16 protein-coding genes, 1 tRNA gene and 1 pseudogene are annotated in these 16102 nt (G+C 41.1%); 3 read left to right on the top strand and 15 right to left on the bottom strand.

The genetic code is table 11. The features are described from left to right. Nucleotides 1-28: 28 nt before the first annotated feature. The 3 genes from BQ4305_RS14915 to rpoN all read right to left on the bottom strand — a co-directional run bounded on the left by BQ4305_RS14915 (nt 29) and on the right by rpoN (nt 2767). Nucleotides 29-1060, bottom strand: a complete 1032-nt coding sequence (locus tag BQ4305_RS14915) for a sugar-binding transcriptional regulator (protein WP_110928510.1) — start codon at nt 1058-1060, stop codon at nt 29-31. 139 nt (nt 1061-1199) lie between these two features. After that, entirely contained in the window at nt 1200-1442 is a 243-nt protein-coding gene (locus BQ4305_RS14910) for a glutaredoxin family protein (RefSeq protein WP_324611595.1), read from the bottom strand. 5 nt (nt 1443-1447) lie between these two features. Next, nucleotides 1448-2767 (bottom strand): RNA polymerase factor sigma-54, encoded by a 1320-nt coding sequence (gene rpoN / locus BQ4305_RS14905; RefSeq protein ID WP_234396988.1) that lies wholly within the window; start codon nt 2765-2767, stop codon nt 1448-1450. A gap of 583 nt (nt 2768-3350) precedes the next feature. On the opposite strand from rpoN, the gene BQ4305_RS14900 reads away from it, so the two are divergent. After that, the gene (locus BQ4305_RS14900) at nt 3351-4994 is read left to right on the top strand and encodes a catalase (RefSeq protein ID WP_110928508.1); all 1644 of its coding nucleotides are present in this window, start codon (nt 3351-3353) and stop codon (nt 4992-4994) included. 164 nt (nt 4995-5158) lie between these two features. Here the strand turns inward: BQ4305_RS14900 and BQ4305_RS14895 are convergent, their stop codons facing one another. From BQ4305_RS14895 to BQ4305_RS14890, 4 genes and pseudogenes are all read right to left on the bottom strand, one after another. Then, a complete protein-coding gene (locus BQ4305_RS14895; protein ID WP_110928829.1) occupies nt 5159-6517 on the bottom strand; it encodes an IS1182 family transposase in 1359 nt (452 codons plus the stop codon). Between the two features lie 165 nt (nt 6518-6682). Then, nucleotides 6683-6820 (bottom strand): annotated as a pseudogene (locus BQ4305_RS22300) (DUF6241 domain-containing protein); the annotation flags it as partial. 10 nt (nt 6821-6830) lie between these two features. Next, complete coding sequence (locus tag BQ4305_RS22030; protein WP_199880701.1) at nt 6831-7007, bottom strand: DUF6241 domain-containing protein; 177 nt, start codon at nt 7005-7007, stop codon at nt 6831-6833. Further along, nucleotides 6998-7189, bottom strand: coding sequence for a hypothetical protein (locus BQ4305_RS14890; RefSeq protein WP_110928507.1), 192 nt, complete (start codon nt 7187-7189; stop codon nt 6998-7000). The genes BQ4305_RS22030 and BQ4305_RS14890 overlap by 10 nt, the downstream gene beginning before the upstream one ends. Nucleotides 7190-7518: 329 nt before the next feature. Here BQ4305_RS14890 and BQ4305_RS14885 point away from each other — a divergent pair, with 329 nt between their 5' ends. Continuing rightward, nucleotides 7519-8277, top strand: coding sequence for a PAS domain S-box protein (locus BQ4305_RS14885; protein ID WP_110928506.1), 759 nt, complete (start codon nt 7519-7521; stop codon nt 8275-8277). A gap of 166 nt (nt 8278-8443) precedes the next feature. Here the strand turns inward: BQ4305_RS14885 and BQ4305_RS14880 are convergent. After that, nucleotides 8444-8515 (bottom strand) — tRNA-Arg (locus tag BQ4305_RS14880). Nucleotides 8516-8772: 257 nt separating this feature from the next. Here BQ4305_RS14880 and clpP point away from each other — a divergent pair. Then, on the top strand, nt 8773-9375 hold the full coding sequence (gene clpP / locus BQ4305_RS14875) for an ATP-dependent Clp endopeptidase proteolytic subunit ClpP (protein ID WP_110928505.1): 603 nt from the start codon (nt 8773-8775) through the stop codon (nt 9373-9375). A gap of 41 nt (nt 9376-9416) precedes the next feature. Here the strand turns inward: clpP and BQ4305_RS14870 are convergent, their stop codons facing one another. From BQ4305_RS14870 to BQ4305_RS14840, 7 genes are all read right to left on the bottom strand, one after another. Then, complete coding sequence (locus BQ4305_RS14870) at nt 9417-9674, bottom strand: HPr family phosphocarrier protein (RefSeq protein WP_110928504.1); 258 nt, start codon at nt 9672-9674, stop codon at nt 9417-9419. A gap of 21 nt (nt 9675-9695) precedes the next feature. Further along, nucleotides 9696-10649 (bottom strand): DNA-binding protein WhiA, encoded by a 954-nt coding sequence (whiA, locus tag BQ4305_RS14865; RefSeq protein WP_110928503.1) that lies wholly within the window; start codon nt 10647-10649, stop codon nt 9696-9698. 48 nt (nt 10650-10697) lie between these two features. Then, nucleotides 10698-11660 (bottom strand): gluconeogenesis factor YvcK family protein, encoded by a 963-nt coding sequence (locus BQ4305_RS14860; protein ID WP_110928502.1) that lies wholly within the window; start codon nt 11658-11660, stop codon nt 10698-10700. Then, nucleotides 11650-12546, bottom strand: coding sequence for an RNase adapter RapZ (rapZ, locus tag BQ4305_RS14855; RefSeq protein WP_110928501.1), 897 nt, complete (start codon nt 12544-12546; stop codon nt 11650-11652). The genes BQ4305_RS14860 and rapZ overlap by 11 nt, the downstream gene beginning before the upstream one ends. 39 nt (nt 12547-12585) lie before the next feature. Continuing rightward, entirely contained in the window at nt 12586-13044 is a 459-nt protein-coding gene (locus BQ4305_RS14850; protein WP_110928500.1) for an NUDIX hydrolase, read from the bottom strand. 319 nt (nt 13045-13363) lie between these two features. After that, a complete protein-coding gene (gene trxB, locus BQ4305_RS14845) occupies nt 13364-14314 on the bottom strand; it encodes a thioredoxin-disulfide reductase (RefSeq protein WP_110928499.1) in 951 nt (316 codons plus the stop codon). 90 nt (nt 14315-14404) lie between these two features. Next, the gene (locus BQ4305_RS14840) at nt 14405-15907 is read right to left on the bottom strand and encodes a tetratricopeptide repeat protein (RefSeq protein ID WP_110928498.1); all 1503 of its coding nucleotides are present in this window, start codon (nt 15905-15907) and stop codon (nt 14405-14407) included. Between the last annotated feature and the right edge of the window lie 195 nt (nt 15908-16102).

The raw sequence follows: 16102 nt of genomic DNA, 5'->3' as shown, positions 1-16102 counted from the left end.
AAAAATTCCTCCTTTTATAAGTGAAAAATTACAGCCTATTTCCCTTTATTAATTCCATTGCTGCTGCCTCATCCGTAATCAGCACCGCAGAAGAAGGTGACCCCTTCATATATGATTGAATCGCCTTTGCTTTATGCTCTCCGCCTGCGACAGCAATCACTCTTTTTTCTGATGTAAGATCTTCAAGCTGGATGCCGACAGTGGGGACTTTATGCACCACTTGGCCTGACTCGTTAAAGTAATAGCCAAAGGCTTCTCCCACAGCTTTTCCATCTTCCAGTAATTTTATGATTTCATCAGAAGATTTTCTTCTTTCTGCCATTTTCATGGCTTCACCAATCCCATGTACAATCATCTCTGAAGAACGGATGATTGACATAACTTCCTTAATAGACGGTTCTTTCATGAAGGATGAATACGATTCATCGCTTAATTGATCGGGCACATACAGGACTCGGTAATCTGCCTTTAATTTCTGTGCCATCTTTTCGACAATGGTGTTTGCCTGGTTTTCTGCATTCTGGCCAATTCCTCCGCGTGCAGGGACGAATAAAACTTCTCTGCCTGATTCATCAGGCAGTAAGGAATTGGCTACATCCGCCATGGTAGATCCTCCTGTAACAGCGATAATCTTCCTTTCCTTCCATTCCTGTTTCATTCTCTGTGCACAGGCTTTGCCCATTTCTTTCTTCACCCAGATGGATTCTTCACAGTTACCATAGACAATAATAACCTCATCAACACCGAGCAAACGTTCAAGCTTTTGCTCCATTATGTCTATACCCGATACTTCCCTCATTATTCCGTCTAATTTTCCCAGAATTTCTTGGCCTTCTTCTGTTAAAGACATGCCAGAGCTCAGTACAGCGATTAAATGCTGTTCTTTCAGAAATTCCACTTCACTTCGAAGTGTCCGTTCTGTCAGATGAAGGCTGGCAGCAAGGCTGCGCCGTCCAACCGGCTGCATAAATCTGATGCTCCTTAAAACTTCATAGCGTTTTTGCATAGTTTTCAAAAAATCAGGTAATAATTTTCTTTGTACTTCGAGTAAGGAACGCATATAAAAACCCCTTAAATCACAGAAGGACACTTAGCGTCCCGCATAGACATTTTTTGTCCCACTTCTCTAAAAAAAATATCCCTGCTTTTATATTTGTATTCTAACAGGAATAATTTAGTTCTTCAAATAATTTAACCAATCATTTGATTAAATTTTGTAATAATTGATTTTTATTGATCTGCCCATATCCAATAACATCTCCATCCCTTTCAATGACCGGGATCATCAGCCCATATTTTTCAACTAGTTCATCACTGGAATGAATATCAATTTCTTCATAGTAAACGCTGTGTACCAGACGCAGTTCATCCAGAATTTTTTTTGCCTTTTGGCACAATGGGCATTGTGCTCTGGTATAAAAACGTACTTCCACTGCTCCCACTCTTTTCAATCGTATCTTTTCCTCTTTGTTGAAGAGGGTATACCTAATTGTTCTCTATATTTCGCAACTGTTCTTCTTGCCAGCAGAAGCCCGTGCTCATTTTTCAAACGTTTCATAAGCTCCTGATCGGATAAAGGCTTTCTTTTATCTTCGCCTTGTATAAAATCAGCCAACAGCTTCTTTGCCTTTTGCCCTGATACATCTTCTTCCTGATTTACCGAGGGCAGGGAGACCGTAAAAAAGTTTCTCATTTCAATCGTGCCAAATTGAGTTTGCACATACTTGCCTTTCACAGCTCGGCTGACTGTCGACTCATGAATTCCAAGCTCATCTGCAACCTCTTTCATTACCATAGGTTTTAAATAATCCATTCCATAGTAAAAGCATTCCGGCTGTCTGGCCACAATACAGCGCATAACCCGTACTATCGTCTCTTTGCGCTGCTGAATCCCCTTTGCTATCCAGTGGTATTCCTGCATTTTATCCTGAATGAAACGCTGAACCCCCGGATCCTGGTAGCTTTTCAACTTAGACATATACCCCTGATCCACCGTCAAAACAGGGATTGTGCCATCAGTATGCCCAACCAGCCACTGTCCACTCTTATATTCCACTACAACATCAGGGATTATGTAACTGGATTTTTCCTGATGAAAGCCTGAGGCCGGACGCGGGCTCAGCGTCTGAACATAGTCAGACACATCCTGGATTTCTTTCATGGAAACGCCAATCTTCTTGCTCAGTTCTTTCCATCGCCTTTCTGCAAACTCCAGAAAGTACTTTTCAAGAATCAGCTCAGCCAGCGGACTTTCTCCGTCTGCATAAGCTTGCAGCCAAAGGCATTCCTGCAGGTCCCTTGCCCCAATTCCATAAGGCTCGGCCTGGTGTAAGATTTCAAGACATTTGTCAAGCATCTCCTCTGTCACTCCCGGAAGAGAGATATCCTCAAGCCGGATACGCAAATAGCCGTTTTCATCCAGATTGCGAATCAGAAACAGCAATCCTTTATACTCATCCTTTGACAGTTTATTCAAATGAACCTGTGACAGGATATGCCGTTCCAGCGACGAAGTATCTTCGCTGACTTGCTCAATCCAATCATTTGAATCAAACTTTTTATCATTTCGTTTTCGTTTTTTACGTCCGAAAGACAATGGATAGGCAGAAGATGGTTCTTCAAGGGATAAAATTGGATTTTCAAGTATTTTATTCTCTAAAAATTCAGAAAGTTCTTGTGCTGAATATTGCAAAAGGGTGATAGCCTGAGTGAGTTCCTGTGTCATCGTCATCTTTAACGTTTGTTGTTGAAAAAGACCAGCTTTCATATTCACGTGCAAATCCCTCCCCTATTCATTCTACAATAACAAAAGGAAATACAATACAAAAAATAATGAAAGCGGTTGCTTTTTTTATTAAATCTCGTTTATTAACTATCTCCTCACCGCCCGCTTTTACAATTCGCCAAAAGTGGCAAATTTTTTCTGGGAACACGTTTAAGTTTCCTTTCTTTAAGGTAATCTTTATACTAATCAGCTTCTTTCCCAGCTTTGATTTTTGTATGCCTTCATCCAGCCGTTTTTACATAAGCCAAAACTTAACGTAGCCCCTTTCATTCTTTCCCAAGTGAATATCTAAAACAATCCACGGAAGGGAAACAGGGGCAGTGAAATATACATACATGATAAAAATCAAGCAAGAAGCGTCCGCAAATTCTTAGATAATCGACTTATTCTACTTAAAAGTAAAATTATCATATTATTTGCATTTATAAGAATTCATGGATTAAACTAGAAATGAACTAATAATAATCATTATATAATAATGATTATTATTAAAAGATTCTTATTTTGCATGAAATGACTTACGATTAGGCAAAATAAGGATGATTACTTTAAGGAGGTTTTATCTGTGGGTGAAAACAAAGACAAAAATGCTTCAAACGAACAAGAAGTGAAACGTGAAACGCTGACAACTCGACAAGGCCATCCCGTAAAGGACAACCAAAACATCCGTACAATCGGCAACAGAGGACCGGCAACTCTTGAAAATTACCATTTCATTGAAAAAATTTCTCATTTTGACCGGGAAGAAGTCCCAGAGCGTGTCGTACACGCACGTGGTGCCGGTGCGTTTGGTTATTTTGAAACATACGGAAAAGTCGGCGATGAACCTGTAGAGAAATATACCCGTGCAAAAGTTTTTTCCGGCGCAGGTAAGAAAACACCGCTAATGGTTCGATTCTCCACAGTAGCAGGGGCAAAAGACTCTCCAGAAACTGCGCGTGACCCTCGCGGTTTTGCTGTGAAAATGTATACAGAAGACGGAAACTGGGATCTTGTGGGCAACAATTTGAAAATTTTCTTTATTCGCGACGCCATGAAATTCCCTGATATGATTCACGCATTTAAAGCTGATCCAGCTTCAAACGTACCGAATCCTCAGCGGATGTTTGACTTCGTTTCCCGTTCACCTGAAGCTACACATATGATTACATTCCTATTCTCTCCATGGGGCATTCCTGCAACATACCGCCATATGCAAGGTTCTGGTGTAAACACCTATAAATGGGTAAATGATAAAGGCGAGGCAGTGCTGGTGAAATATCATTGGGAGCCAAAGCAAGGGATTCGCAATTTAACGCAAGAAGAGGCAAACGAAGTTCAAGCTAAGAACACCGGTCATGCGACACAAGATTTATATGAATCCATTGAAAGAGGCGAATATCCAGAATGGGAACTTTTTGTTCAAATTATGGAGGATGACTATCATCCTGAGCTGGATTTTGATCCGCTTGATGATACTAAACTTTGGCCGGAGGATAAATTCCCATGGCGTCCAGTAGGACGGATGGTTCTTGACCGCAACCCAGTTGATTACCACGCAGAAATTGAACAAGCTGCCTTTGGTACTGGGGTTCTTGTTGACGGAATGGACTTTTCAGACGATAAAATGCTCCAAGGCCGTACATTCTCTTACTCTGATACACAGCGCTATCGCGTAGGTGCAAACTATCTGAAATTGCCTGTAAATGCACCAAAAACCGATGTTCGTACAAACCAGCATCGCGGCCAGATGGATATCCGTGATCCTAAAGAGTCTGGAGAAAATCCACATATTAATTATGAACCATCCATGCTCGGCGGTTATCAGGAAGAAGGACAAGAAGTACTCCCTCCGCATCGGCCAACATATAATGCGGCGGCCATGAGTGCACCAATAGACCGCCCGAACAACTACGGCCAAGCCGGTGATACTTACCGCAGCTTTGAAGATTGGGAACGCGATGAATTGATCAAAAACTTGTCAGAAGCCCTTGCGATTTGTGACAAGAAAATTCAAGATGCCATGGTTCATCACTTCACACAGGCGGATGAAGAATACGGACGCCGAGTGAAAGAAGGCATCGATAAGGTAATGAAAGAAATACAGCAAATGGAAAATAAAATCCCAGGCCGTGAAGCCGGTAAAACAAGATTTGGCGAAGGTACATTAGCTGCCAAAGAAGCCACAGAAGATGCTGTGAAGAAAAGCCACGACGCAGACCCTTATTAAGCAGGCTGCATGTGGTCCATACTTAAATAAAGCACTGCCGAATAGGCAGTGCTTCAGATTGTCGACAAAAGGCCTTCGGAAGGAATCCCTTCCGAAGGCCTTTCTCTTATTTTTCCTATTTAATCGTTGTATTTTTAATTTTGAGGGCTCATCGAGCCCCATAATTAGCCGGTTTGAGGATTGACCCAAGTCCAATTTGCCATCTTCTTTAAATTCATGGCACCAAAAGTAAGCAACGCCTGCATGGACAATTTTTTTAGACCTCTTAACGTTGTCCAACGCATGCCATGCTTTTCTTTTGCATCCGCAAAGACTCGCTCAATGGTTTCTTTACGTTTGGCATAGATATCTTTTATGGTTTGATGGTGTCGGAGATGATCTGCTTCTTCTACGTACCCTTCCCATATATGTCTCTGAATGAGCTTTTGGTGGTTCTTACTTTGGGTACAATTCATGATCACTGGACAATCTTTACATATTTTAGGATCAGACTTATACTGACGATACCCCTCCTTAGTAGTCGTTGAGTAGTTCAACACATTGCCCTGCGGGCATAAATAGCAATCATGGTACTCATCGTAAACATAGTCATGTTTCCGAAAATATCCCTCTTTTGTACGCGGACGTGTATAAGGTAAAACGGGCGTGATGTCATTTTCTATTAGATAATTTGTAATTACTGGTGTCTTATAGGCTGCATCAGCAGCAACAGCTTCAGGCTTCCCAACTTCTTCCATTACTTTCTCAACCAAAGGCTCAAGTATCTGACTATCATGCGTATTACCAGGAGTTACGATGGTCCCTAATACAAATCCATTCCTATCTGAAGCAGCGTGAAAAGAATAAGCAAACTGCTTCGTTCTTTCATCTTTTACATAATATCCACTCTCAGGATCTGTCGTACTTTCTTTGATTTCTTTCGTTTCATTTTTTTCGAATTTATCTGGAGGGAAGGGATTCTTATCATGGTCCTCTTTGTCCTGATTGATTTCTTCTTGAAGACGTTGTTCATATGCTTTTGTTTCTTTACGGACAACTTTCTTTTGAAACTTTCGTTTATTCGCACTAGCTTTAACGTGTGTAGAGTCAATAAAAATATGTTCGGCACTGATTAACTTCTTCTTAGCAGCTTCGCTTATAATATGATAGAAAATCTGTTCAAACAAATCCGTATCTTTGAATCTGCGTTCGTAGTTTTTACCGAAGGTAGAAAAATGGGGGATTTTATCATGAAATCCGAATCCTAAAAACCATCGATAAGCCATATTGGTCTGGATTTCTTCAATCGTTTTGCGCATGGAGCGGATACCAAATATGTACTGAATAAATGTCATTTTAATAAGAATTACCGGGTCAATACTTGGACGACCTACATCTGAATACATATCCTCTACTAACGAATAAATAAATGAAAAATCGATCGCTTTTTCTAGTTTGCGAACCAAATGGTTCGCAGGAACAAGTTCATCCAGCGCAATCATTTCAATTTGATTTCTTTGAGTAGAAGAATATTTGGAAAGCATATTGGTCACCTCAAGTAAATTTGTTACCTCCATTTTAATATAAAAAAGGCTGTAGATAAACTCGATTTTCACGAGTTTGTCTACAGCCTGAAGCACTGCCGAATAGGCAGTGCTTTTCATCATGTATAAAAGAAGCAATCTGCCTCTCGATACCTCTTTCAAACTCTATTGCACATCAAAATGTTCCTCGATGAACTTTTTTTCTTCAGCCGTCGATAAAATACCAGTTGCTTTGCCAACATTTCCGTTCTGTAATCCCCATATGGCATTATGATCTTGATCCACCCGTGAAAAATCATTTTTCGACCAACGATTACCGAATACCTAGATATACATTTTTTTCCTTATACATACCAGCTTCTGTTACAGCCTTCAATCTGTCTACACGTTCTTCGGTTAACGGAATAAATCCCCATTTATCATTTGCTTTGATTTTTTGATGGGACATCCCATGAAGCGCATTTCTTAAAGCGTCTTCACTCATATCCATAGGAAACTCTCTTCGGCGGGTTTGGCGTTCGCTTCTTTTATTTCAATCATTTTACCGCCATCACGTTTTGATTCGGTCTCTTTAACCGATAGCGTTTCTTTAGACATTGGGTTAAATGCATACCACATGACGGCCCCGGCAACAGCAATAAAGCTAAAGGTGATTAACAGGACTTTCTTCAATTCTGATCACCCTTGTGTATCTTTATGTATATCATGCCATCCGCTCCCTTTAAAGCTTTTACTCTATTAAAATTCGGAAAATAATAACAATCTATTATTTTTTCCATAATCAATCATTCAAGTTCTAGAAACGATCAACCTGATTCAGCTTTCAGACTAAAAATTCACATAAAAAAATACTATCGCTGTATAAATAGCAGGGCCGAAACCAGATGATCTATCCGTGTCCAGTGGGAAATTCAGATCATCCAGAAAGAAATCTTTGGGTAATATTGAATCTTGAAGAAAGCATAGAAAAGCGTTAACCTACTATGAAGGAGTGAAGAATTGTGAACGATACTATTTCGAAAATTGATTATCGGCAAGTAATTGAATATTCTCTTGATCCGCTGATTATCCATACGGATTTCAAGATACTCTATATTAATAAAGCAGCAGAGAATTTCTTTAGAGCTGCAAAAGAAGAAGTTATTGGAAACAGTCCTTTAGATATATTTAAAGAAACTTCAAAGAAAGCTATAGTGAAAAGAATTGAGTCAGCATACGAAAAACCGGCAGATATTATTGAAGAAACGATTTATAAGATGGATGGTACAACAGTCGATGTTGAATTGTATTGTCATCCTCTATTAATCGGGGAAACCAAAGCCATTCAGACGTATGTACGCGATATATCAGAAAGAAAAGAAACGGAAAAAAGACAGAAAGAAATGATGAAGCAAGTAAACGAACTTTCATCTACCCTTGTCCCCCTCTTAAACGGTATTGCCGTACTTCCCTTAGTTGGATATATAGATGAGGAAAGAGCAAAACAAATTTTAGACACAGTACCAAATAAAGTTCAAAGACAATCCATAGACTGCTTAATTATAGATTTCTCAGGACTGTATACTTTAGACGAAGTTGTTGCAGATTACTTATTTAAAATATCCAGTGTATTATCCCTTTTAGGCGTGAGCTGTATTATCACCGGATTAAGACCTGAATTGACAATAGTCGCGACAAGGTTAAATTTAGATATGTCCTCCATACCAACCATGTCTACGGTTAAAGATGCTCTTACTTCTCTGGAAGTCCGATTAAAGTAAAAAATACAATAAAAAAATTCAAGGCTGGATAAAAAACCCGAACTAATTCAATAGTCAACAATGAGAATGTTGAATTAATTCAGATTTTTTCTATTGTATCCATTGAAAATGAGCATAAAAAAATATCACCGCGTTTATAAACGCAGTGATACCAATGATTTTTTAGCGCCCTCGGCAGGAATCGAACCCACATCTCAAGAACCGGAATCTTACGTGCTATCCGTTGCACCACGAGGGCAGAATATTTAACAACAAAACTCATTATATGATAAAACTAGCTAATTGGCAAGAGGCAATAAAGGTTTAAATGTCCGAAGAATGGGTATTATGGTTAAAAGCAGACGAAACTTTAGGCAAATGGAAAAGAAATAAGCGGAATGCTATCAAATTTGTTCCATTATTAGTTCCTTTCGTTTGACCTAAATTGACCAAAAGTTGTATCATACATACATAGAGAATTTTTTAGTATTCTTTTATCCAAAGGAGGAAATGAACATGAACTTAATCCCAACAGTTATTGAACAGACAAGTCGTGGGGAACGCGCCTACGATATTTATTCCCGTTTGTTGAAAGACCGGATCATTATGCTGGGCAGTGCGATTGATGACAATGTTTCTAACTCAATTGTTGCTCAATTGCTATTCCTGGAAGCGGAAAATCCGGAGAAGGATATTACTTTATACATTAACAGCCCAGGCGGAAGTATCACTGCCGGAATGGCCATCTATGATACTATGCAGTACATCAAACCGAATGTATCTACTGTATGTATTGGTATGGCAGCATCTATGGGTGCTTTCTTGCTTGCTGCAGGGGAAAAGGGAAAACGTTTCGCCCTTCCAAACAGTGAAGTCATGATTCACCAGCCTCTTGGAGGAGCACAGGGACAAGCGACTGAAATCGAAATCGCGGCCCGCCGTATCCTGTTCTTAAGAGAAAAATTAAACCAAATTCTTTCTGAACGCACTGGTCAGCCTCTTGAGGTCATCCAGCAAGATACTGAACGTGATAATTTCATGACAGCTGAGCGTGCCCTTGAATACGGCTTAATCGATAAAGTCATTACGCGTATCGAAGAAAAGAAAGAAGAAAAATAAAAACTCAAAAAAAGATGTCCCCAAATCGGGGGCATCTTTTTTTATCCTTCTTGCGCAACAAACTGTTCCAATCTGGCAAGCGCTTCCTCTTCATCTTTGCCATCTGCAATCAGTTTAACGGAAGAACCTGAGCTGACTGCCAGACTCATAAGTCCCATAATGCTTTTAGCGTTTACTTTTTTTCCATCCTTCTCTAAAAAGACCTCCGAATGAAAGCGGCTCGCTTCTTGAACGAAGAGCGCAGCAGGTCTTGCCTGCAAACCTGTCTTCAATTGTACTTCTATCTCTTTTTCTACCATGTTTCCCCCTCCTCTTCTCTTTTACTTTTTGGCAGAGACCGCTTCGCCGCCGCGAAGCTTGTCTGCTATTTCATCAATTTTCCTCAGCCTGTGATTGATGCCGGACTTGCTGATATTGCCGCCTGAAACCATTTCGCCAAGCTCCTTCAGAGTAACGTCCTGAAACGCCACACGCAGTTCTGCAATTTCTCTCAGTTTATCTGGCAATACACCAAGACCGACCGTATTCTCTATGTAACGGATATTTTCAACCTGCCTTAGTGAGGCTCCGATTGTTTTATTTAAATTCGCCGTTTCACAGTTTACCAATCTATTCACAGAGTTCCTCATGTCCCGGACAATCCGTACATCCTCAAAACGGAGCAAAGCTGTATGGGCTCCGATGACACTTAGAAATTCAGCGATTTTTTCTGCTTCCTTCAAATAGGTGATGAACCCTTTCTTTCTTTCCAGCGTCTTTGCTTTAAGGCCGAAATGGTTCAGTAATTCACATAATGCGTCATTATGCTCTTTATATAATGAGAAAATCTCCAGATGATAAGAGGATGTTTCCGGGTTATTTACAGATCCCCCCGCAAGGAAAGCGCCTCTTAAGTAGGAGCGTTTACAGCATTTCTTCCCTATGATGGCTTCCGAAGGTACATGAAGAATCTCAAAGCCTTCTCCCATTATTTCAAGGTCTGAAAGAATGGTCTGTCCGCCATTGGACATCCTGACTATATAAACATTATTCTTCTTCAATTTCATCTTCTTCCGAACAAGCAGTTCAACCTGAACGTCATAGCTCTTCTTTAAAAGGGTATAAATCCTTCTTGCAATCGCCGCATTTTCTGTTTGGATATCTACTACGAGCTTCCGATTGGAAAACGACAGCGAGCCATTCATTCGGATGAGAGCACATAATTCAGCTTTTGCACAGCAAGGCTTCGTTTCTATTGTTGTCAATTCCTTTTTCGTTTCTGATGCAAAAGACATATTTACTTTCCCTCCTGTCGGCCACTCTGCCATGCACAATCAGCATGCTTATTTTCTAATCATCTCATATAACAGCTTTGCCACTTTCTTGGCATCATGCCGCAAAGCATTTTTCTCATAACTGAATATACGGCCCTGTATAATTTCCAGACCAATCTTTTCAAGATTTTCCATATCATAAAAAACCGGCTTAGCATTTTCCATTTCATATCGTTTCTGGACCTCTTCTGGTATTTCATCAATATTCACCAAAATGCTGTCCAGATAGCCGTTCCCTAAATGGTCATAAATAGCCTGGACATGATTGCTCGCTGTATATTCCTGCGTTTCCCCAGCCTGCGTCATTAAATTGCATATATATACTTTTTTCGCCTTCGATTTTCCAATTTCCCGTCCGATTTTCGGCACAAGCAAGTTAGGCAGGATGCTCGTATACAGACTGCCCGGTCCGATGATGATCAAATCCGCCTGCTTGATTGCCAGAAGAGTTTCACTGAGAGGCTGTATATCTTGTGGCGTTAAAAACACTCTCTTGATTTTCTTTCCGGAGGAAGGAATCTTGGACTCACCGCTGATGATGGTGCCGTCTTCCATTTCAGCATTCAAAACCACACTTTGATTGGCAGCTGGAAGTACCTTTCCCCTGACATTCAAAAACTTACTCATTTCTTGGATGGCATGGACAAAATCGCCCGTCACCGAGGTCATAGCCGCAAGGATTAAGTTTCCGAGAGAATGGCCGGAAAGCTCATGGCTATTGGAGAATCTGTGCTGGAACATCTCTTCTACAAGCGGTTCCACTTCAGAAAGTGCAGCAAGCACATTTCGAATATCCCCCGGTGCAGGTATGCCAAGATCCTGACGCAGCCGTCCTGAGCTGCCCCCGTCATCAGCAACGGTTACAATGGCTGTAATATCGACTGGATGCTTTTTCAAACCGCGCAATAAGACCGGAAGACCGGTTCCCCCCCCAATAACGACTACCTTGGGCGTATCTTCGTTATTTGACATGAATGCTCCCCTTGCTTTTCTCCATATCACGGTGTGCAATATGTGTATTGTAATCCTTACTGAAATAATCAGCTATATATTCTGCTAACGCAACAGAGCGGTGCTGACCGCCTGTGCAGCCAATAGCTACTACAAGCTGTGCTTTGCCTTCCCGTTTGTAATGAGGGAGCATGAAGCCCAGCAAATCAATCACTTTTTCTAAAAATTTCTGAGTTTCCGTCCATTTTAATACATAGCTCGATACTTCTTCATCAAGCCCTGTTTTTGGACGCATATGGTCAATATAATGAGGATTCGGCAGGAATCGGACATCAAATACCAGATCGGCATCAATCGGCAGTCCATGTTTAAAGCCGAATGACATGACATTTACCGTGAAGCTGACCTGTTTATTGGCCGAAAATTCCTTAATGATTTTCTCCCTGAGCTCCCTTGGCTTCAGTTTTGACGTATTATAGATTAACTGGGCTCTCCCCTTCATTTCCTCTAAAAGGCTCCGCTCCTGTTTGATTCCCTCAAGCGGACGGTCTTGCGGAGACAAAGGATGTGTCCTTCTTGTTTCTTTATATCTGCTGACCAGCACAGAATCATCCGAATCAAGAAAAAGGATCTGCGGATTCAGCCAGGATACCTCTGACAGGTCATCTAAAGCGCGAAACAGGCTGTCAAAAAACTCCCTGCCTCTCAGGTCCATGACAAGTGCAACCCTATTCATCTTATTCCCGGAATCCTTCATCAGTTCCAAGAACTTAGGCAGCAGGGCAGGCGGAAGATTATCAACACAGAAAAACCCCATATCTTCAAAGCTTTGTACGGCAACTGTTTTACCTGCCCCTGACATTCCCGTTATAATAACTAATTGAGTCTCTCCTTGCATCTGATTCATTCCCCTGCCCCCTTGGCCATTTTTTTGAATAACGTTTCTTCAGCCCGGATCCAGTCTGTATGAAATCAAATGGAAATCAGGTGTATAGGTAAATGTTCCATATATAATACCTGAACCATGAATCATATATTCCAGGATATGGCGGTCTCCTTCTGCCATCTCAAGGTTCTTCACTTCATCAGCCTGATGCCAGGCAAGCTCTCCTTCTTCACATTCTTCCAGGTTGACTCCATCTGAATCATCTGCAAAGAACGTGAACATCATCCATTCAGACAGAACTTTATCTCCTTCTTTTATAATGAAGGTAAATATCCCTTTAATAGAGGGATTTTTCAAATACACACCTGTTTCTTCACGGTATTCCCGGATACAGGCATCCCTTACTGATTCTCCCGGCTCCATCTTTCCTCCCGGAGCCACCCACCAGTCTCGCCTCGGTTTTTTTAACAGAAGCACTTTATCATCTTTTATAAGCACACAATTTGTGACACGCTGCACGTTGTTCACCTCAATTACCTCTGCTCAACTAACAAGCCGTATTTTACGATTACTTTTCTCATAAAAACAGAATGGCATCCAAAAATCTTTTATATCTTCTTATTATACTATTTTTAAAATAACCTCACAATTAACATGCAGCAGTATTTTTATGCATTTTTCTCTCTAAGTTCCAGAAAAACAAAAAAAGACACAGATGCAAAACCTGTGTCTTCCTACGTTCTATAAATAAGGGGGTCAATTTCTATTCTTAATATACCTTATCTTTGTTTCACTTACGTTACATTCCAATTAAGGAGGAATTACGTTTTCAAATAATTTATGCTTTAATTTTCAACTTTTCTTTTAGCTCTTCTACATAATGCTGAGCAGCCTGAGCAGCTACACTTCCATCGCCTGTTGCTGTTACAATTTGGCGCAGATTTTTTTCACGGACGTCTCCCGCAGCAAAAATGCCGGGAACCTTGGTTTCCATTTGTTCATTTGTCTCAATATACCCTGTGGCATTTGTGATACCCAGGTTTTCAAACGGTTTTGTCAGCGGAAGCATGCCAATATAGATGAAGACTCCATCTGCCGGAAGCTCCTGTTCTTCCCCGTTTTCAGTAGAGACAAGAACAACACTGCCTACCTTGCCGTCCTTTTCCTTAATTTCCTTCAAAGTGTGGTTCCATATGAAATCCACTTTTTCATTTGCAAAGGCACGTTCTTGCAGGATCTTTTGAGCACGCAGCTCATCGCGTCGGTGTACAATCGTCACGTTGGATGCAAACCTTGTTAGATAAACACCTTCCTCAACCGCAGAATCTCCGCCCCCGATCACAAACAATTTTCTTTCTTTAAAGAATGCACCGTCACATACGGCACAGTAGGATACTCCCCGTCCGCCTAATTCCTTTTCTCCGGGAACACCGATTTTTTTATATTCTGCACCAGAAGAGATAATAATGGAGCGGGCTTTATACTCTTTTGAGCCGGCTACAATCGTTTTGTACTCTTCGCCTTCGATGACTTCTTTCACATCACCGTAAGCATATTCAGCACCAAATTTTTTCGCATGCGCAAACATCTTATTGGAAAGTTCCGGCCCTAAGATGGTTTCAAAACCAGGGTAGTTCTCCACTTCTTCTGTATTGGCCATTTGTCCGCCGGGCATTCCCCGCTCCAGCATTAATGTTGAAAGATTGGCCCGTGATGTATAAACAGCAGCTGTCATCCCGGCCGGTCCGGCACCTATAATGACAACATCATAAATTTTTTCTTCAGCCACGTTTTTCACTCCTCCACTGTCCTTACGATACTTTAGTATCTCCTATCTTACTATCCTATATAACAAACATATTCACGTCCAAATATTTGCTCATTGAAGCAGGTTCTGAACATTTTTTACATACTTAGAAAGGGTAGAAACAGATATAAAATGCTTATCCGCAATAGTCTGCAGGCTCTTTTTTTCATTGCGCAGCTTGTTCCATACATATTCGACAGCCGCCGCCCATCCCGTTGTGTTGCTGAGACGGGAGTTTTCCTTCACGGCTTCAAGGAAAACAGAAAACCACATTAAATAAAGTCCTGCTTCCGCCATTTGAATTGGCTGGAAATGCTGATATAAAAGTTCTGCAGTCCGGTCCGCAAACAAAATAGCCGAGTTTTCCCGCTCTTTGTGCGGAAATTTCACTAAATCCGCGTATTCCTTTTCCATGCTTCCGAAATGCTGATTCTTCATTAAGATCTCTTTATTCATCAGATCCTTTTTATGAGAAGAATGCTTCAAGAGGAATATTGCAAACAGACGCTCCTCTATATATTCGCTTTCGAGGCGCTTCACGATGGATGGCAAATGATGTTCAAAGCCATTTGCAGAAACATTCATTTCGCTCCACGGTTCCATTCCCTCTTTCTCGGGATTAATCTCCACAACCTTCTTCCATGCCTGTTCAGCCGTAGCCTGATGGCCTAAATGATAAGCGGAAATAGAAAGCCAGTAGTAAAAGGAGCCGTCGCCTTCAAATCCTTGCTTCAATAGCTGCTTAAGCCATTTATAACCAAGCGCATACTTTCCAACCAGAGCAAACGTTGCCCCCAGCTTAAAACGGTGTTCAGAAAGCATCGGCCTGATTTTATCCAATGTCTGAATCAGTTCCTCCACTTTTTCTTCCTCTTGCTGATAATGATGGAACACTACAAGATTGCAAAGCGCATGAAGATTCCCCGGACTCTTGCCAAGCACTTCTTCCAAGGTTTCGTATGCCTCATCAATTTGGCCAAGATAAAAATAGGCCAATGCCAAGTTATTGTACGCGGTCCAATAATCCTTATATTCGGCGATGGTCGCTTTCAATACCTCGATCGCTTTTGGAAAGTTTCCTGCTTCCAAGTATTCGCGTGCTTTTTCCTGCTGAAGAATCAGACCATCCTGCTGGAATAAAGATTCAGCCGGCTCATCCGATTCGAAGGTAATTAAATCCAGCAAGTCTTCAGCATCCTCGCTGAATTCTCCATCCTCCGCTTCATCCAAATATGTGCTCGCATGCCGGTAGGCCTCCTTGAACATTCCAAGGTGGGCATAGTTATTCGCCAAAAAATAATGGCACTCCGTCATCAGCGGGTCCATTACGTTCAGGATATTCTCAAGAAGACTGTTCGAGTAGTTATATTCTCCCATCTCCGTGCACGTGATGGCGAGCTGGCAGGCAATCATCGGTTCAGCTGGTTCGAGTTCCAACGCCCGTTCAAAATATTTTCTTGCTTTCGGCAATTCTCGTTTATGGTAAGCTTTCAAACCCTTTGCGAAATAATATTCGCCAGTAGGGTGAAAGGATAATATTTTTGCTTGCTGTGTCAGTTTAGAGTCTTTACCCATGCAATCCTCCATTTACAAGTTGATTAACTACAGTAGTATACCACATTTTCGACTTGGTTGAGGAACATTTGAAATTAATGGAAAACAAAGGTGTGAAAGACGTATTACATGCTCACCTTCATTTTAGCAGGAATCTGAAAGAATAGGGAGAATGAGGATTCAAGGGAGATTTTTACACTTAGCAGGTGCTTTTCT

The sequence above is a fragment of the Bacillus massiliglaciei genome, from assembly GCF_900098925.1.
In the GTDB taxonomy this organism is placed as follows: Bacteria; Bacillota; Bacilli; order Bacillales; family DSM-1321; genus Peribacillus; species Peribacillus massiliglaciei.
Note: the sequence above shows the minus strand (reverse complement) of the source record. Positions and strands in the feature narration are given on the sequence as shown.

What these genes read in the sequence shown, in the direction of transcription:
- BQ4305_RS22030 (WP_199880701.1), bottom strand. Translation starts at nt 7,007, where the DNA reads ATGGATATGAGTGAAGACGCTTTAAGAAATGCGCTTCATGGGATGTCC.
- rapZ (WP_110928501.1), bottom strand. Translation starts at nt 12,546, where the DNA reads ATGAATCAGATGCAAGGAGAGACTCAATTAGTTATTATAACGGGAATG.
- clpP (WP_110928505.1), top strand. Translation starts at nt 8,773, where the DNA reads ATGAACTTAATCCCAACAGTTATTGAACAGACAAGTCGTGGGGAACGC.
- BQ4305_RS14915 (WP_110928510.1), bottom strand. Translation starts at nt 1,060, where the DNA reads ATGCGTTCCTTACTCGAAGTACAAAGAAAATTATTACCTGATTTTTTG.
- whiA (WP_110928503.1), bottom strand. Translation starts at nt 10,649, where the DNA reads ATGTCTTTTGCATCAGAAACGAAAAAGGAATTGACAACAATAGAAACG.
- BQ4305_RS14860 (WP_110928502.1), bottom strand. Translation starts at nt 11,660, where the DNA reads ATGTCAAATAACGAAGATACGCCCAAGGTAGTCGTTATTGGGGGGGGA.
- BQ4305_RS14840 (WP_110928498.1), bottom strand. Translation starts at nt 15,907, where the DNA reads ATGGGTAAAGACTCTAAACTGACACAGCAAGCAAAAATATTATCCTTT.
- BQ4305_RS14870 (WP_110928504.1), bottom strand. Translation starts at nt 9,674, where the DNA reads ATGGTAGAAAAAGAGATAGAAGTACAATTGAAGACAGGTTTGCAGGCA.
- BQ4305_RS14895 (WP_110928829.1), bottom strand. Translation starts at nt 6,517, where the DNA reads ATGCTTTCCAAATATTCTTCTACTCAAAGAAATCAAATTGAAATGATT.
- rpoN (WP_234396988.1), bottom strand. Translation starts at nt 2,767, where the DNA reads ATGAAAGCTGGTCTTTTTCAACAACAAACGTTAAAGATGACGATGACA.